Genomic DNA, 3202 nt, shown 5'->3' on the forward strand with positions numbered 1-3202 from the left:
CGCGCTCTTCGTCATACTGGACCGGGAACCAGCCTTCGCCTTCCTTCGCTTTGGCCCTCGACCGAAACGCGACCATCGGCTCCCAATCCTTCTGGGTCGCCACCGACTCGATCTGCCAGCCCTTCATCAGCGCGGCGCGGCGAACCACGATGCCGTCCGCCGTCTTCTCGGGATAGAGCAGCACGCGCCGGCTTTGCCACGTCAGATAGTCGGCCGGCCCATCGGGTTTGCGGCTCGCCGGCCGAACCGGCTCATCGCGCTCCCACGCCGGGAGGTCGCGCCCAGGGTCGAACTCCGGCTGGGAATGGGGGTTGTAGCGCGGCAGGTTGAGCAGCAACGTCTCAAACAGATTGGAGCCCTGCATCGTTACGATTGCTGCTTTAGTGAGGTTCGATTCCTTCGCCTTGTTCTCGCTCGCAGGACCTCCGGTTGTCCCACCGAGATCGAACTGCTGAATGACGAGCATAGCTAGTGTCGCTTCCGCTGGGGTGAGGGCAATGTTCAAGTCATCATGCGTGTGATCGAAGAGCGTGGGATTTCTGGTCATAACGAAGCGCAACTTGGTTATCGGAAAGAAGTACTTCGAAGGCAGACCCGGCGTCTGGAGAAACGGCCGCTCCGGGTGGAACAGGTCGAACCGGTCGGCCCAGCGATCGAGATACCCTCCGACAGCCGTAGGATCGAAACGCCCCGCCTCGCGCAGGCTTCCCCAGCTTGCGGCGTCAGGCGGGCCGACACAGCGGAGGAGGATCGCGACCAGCAGCCGGATCAGCACGACCTGCTCGAGCGGGTTGCTGCAAGCTAGCCCGCGAAACGTGGGCGCATCGAGCAGCGCCTCGCGCAGCCCAACCTCGACTGTCGTGCCGTCGTTCCGCATCACCGGAATCCATCCTTCATCGAGCAAGGAAAAGCGCGCCATTCTTCCCCCCTTCACTGTTCTTCCGGGCTCACTCGCCCTCTACGACAACGCCGAGCTCCGGGTCGAGCCGGAGCGTTCCCCCGCCCGGCAAGGGAGCGCTCCCCGCTTCGTCAAGCACCAGCAGCCGCGCGTTCCGAAGAAGCGCCGACCGCGCCCATCCCGCCGGAGCGGGCTCGCTGAGCAGAGCCGGCGCCACCCGGCGATGGCTGATCCGAACCGAGCGCCGCAGCAGCGTCCGCGTGAGCTCAAGGTCGGGAGTGTTCGCAAGATCGACAATCCGGCCATCGGGAAGCCGAGGGCCGACCGGCGACGCTGTCAGCAGGACGACCTCGACCGCCGGCTCAGCAAGCCGAGTGAGCGCTTGATGGTCTTGATGAAACGTCGGGTCCTCCTCGGCGAGCGCAGGACCGCCGAGCGACCAGACAGACACCGGCGCCAACGGCGCGGGGATCCAGCGGCGCTTTGCCTCCTCGTCGTCTTTCGCCAGCGCTTCCCGGTGAGCATGTTCTGATCTCTGCCACTGCTGACGCAGCGGCTCGGGGAGGGCGTCGGGCGTCCCCTCCCCGTAGACCGCCTCGACGAGCGGCTCAATCTCCTCCGGAAGCAGGATGGAGCGGCGATCACGAAGGGCAAGCCACGAGCGCAGCAGGACATGCTCGCCGTAGACTGCAAGGTCGGCTCGGTCGAGCGCAAGCTGCCCGCTCGGGTCGAGGTCCGGCATCAGCAGCCACAGCGTCGGCGCGGCCAGCGGAGCGGGGCGCGGCCGCTCGTGGCGGTGGAGCCGGCCCGCTCGTTGGAGCACGAGGTCTGCTGGCGCGAGGTCGGTCACGAGCAGGTCGAAGTCGAGGTCAAGGCTCTGCTCGACGACTTGAGTCGCCACGAGCACCGCCCGGTTCGGCCGGACGCTCTCGCTCGGCTTCCCAAACCGGCCTCGGACGCGCCGCTCTCGCTCCTCCCGCTCATCGACGAGATAGCGGGCGTGCAGCAGGTCGAGGACGGGGAAGTCATCGTCAGCGCGACCGGAAAAGAGCGGCTTGAGCGCCTGATATACCTGCTGCGCGCGCCCAACTGTGTTGCAGATGACGACGGCACAGCCCCCGTCGCGCAAAGCGTCGGCGAGGCGCCCGCCAAGGTCGCCGAGGCGGGAGGAGGCGGGAAGCGGAACCACCTGCACCGAGCGCGCCCCGCCCTGATGCTGAACCGCTTGGGCCGCGACATGCGCGGCCGTAGCCCACGTTAGACGCGGATACGATACCGCGGGCGGCTCCTGAGCGGGCGCGCCGAGGCCGCGCCGATAGGCGGCGACAAGCTCCCGCCGTCGGGAGGCCGGCAAGGTTGCCGACAGCAGGATCACCGGGCTCCCGAGGGCGGCGAGCCATTCAAGCAGGCGATCAAGCAGGCGGGACATATAGGTGTCGTAGGCGTGCACCTCGTCGATGATGACGACCTTGCCGGCGAGCCCGAAGAGCCGAACGAACCCATGGCGGGCGCGCAAAATTGCGAGCAGCGCTTGGTCGACCGTGCCGACGCCGAAGGGCGCGAGCAAGCCGCGCTTGCGGTAGGTGAACCATTCGGCAGCGATGACTGCGCCCTCGCCGTCGATATCGACCAGCGCCTCAGGAGCGAAGCGCAGCCGCTCGACCATCGTCTGGAGTTCGGCCGAGATGGCCGCATGGCCGTGCAGCAGCTGCAGGTTGACCATCTCGCCGGGAAAGCGCTGCGCGAGGAACCGGCGCACTGCCGGCCATCGCGGACCAGCCAGCGGTCCGCGATCGTGAGCGCCGCTTCCGTCTTGCCGCTGCCCATCGGCGATTCGATGATGACAAGCGCGGGCGCGGGCAGGTCGGCTGCGAGCCGCTCGGACTCGCGCTGCACGGCATTGGGAGCGGAGATCGCCGGAAACAGTTCGGCAAAGCCTCGCTCGTCGCGCGCGCCTTTCCAGCTCGTCCACCGGAGCTGCCGGAGCGCCGCACTCGCCGCCTGCCGCCGCTCGCGGGCATACCGCTTCACGTCTTGAGGCGGCGCAGCAGCAAATGGAAAGAGCTCAGCGTTCGAGCCGATCCAGTCGGCAACGGCGATGATGCCCGCAAGCGGCAGGACCGCGGGGATCGGGAGGTCGCGCGGCCGGTCGGCAGGCACGCCGACAACATCCGCGAGGACGCGCACCAGCTGCCGCTGGACGCGGGGCCACTGGCCGCCACCGACGGCAGCGAGCAGGTCGGCAATGTCCGCGCTCGACGGAAAGACCCCATGATGGGCCCCGGCGGCGGCCGCGGCCGCGTT

The 3202-nt window shown here is 68.0% G+C and carries 3 protein-coding genes; 1 reads left to right on the forward strand and 2 read right to left on the reverse strand.

Annotated elements, in window-relative coordinates; translation table 11 throughout:
- Together casA and cas3 are read right to left on the reverse strand one after the other, a co-directional pair.
- The coding region (gene casA / locus NZ773_16095; GenBank protein MCS6803448.1) for a type I-E CRISPR-associated protein Cse1/CasA at positions 1-919 on the reverse strand (919 nt) is incomplete at its 3' end.
- 28 nt (positions 920-947) lie between these two features.
- A complete protein-coding gene (cas3, locus tag NZ773_16100; GenBank protein ID MCS6803449.1) occupies positions 948-2657 on the reverse strand; it encodes a CRISPR-associated helicase Cas3' in 1710 nt (569 codons plus the stop codon).
- 275 nt (positions 2658-2932) lie between these two features.
- On the opposite strand from cas3, the gene NZ773_16105 reads away from it, so the two are divergent.
- Positions 2933-3202 (forward strand): hypothetical protein (locus tag NZ773_16105; GenBank protein MCS6803450.1); only part of this gene is annotated, 270 nt, incomplete at its 3' end.

It is taken from the genome of Dehalococcoidia bacterium (genome assembly GCA_025054935.1).
Lineage (GTDB): Bacteria > Chloroflexota > Dehalococcoidia > SpSt-223 > SpSt-223 > JANWZD01.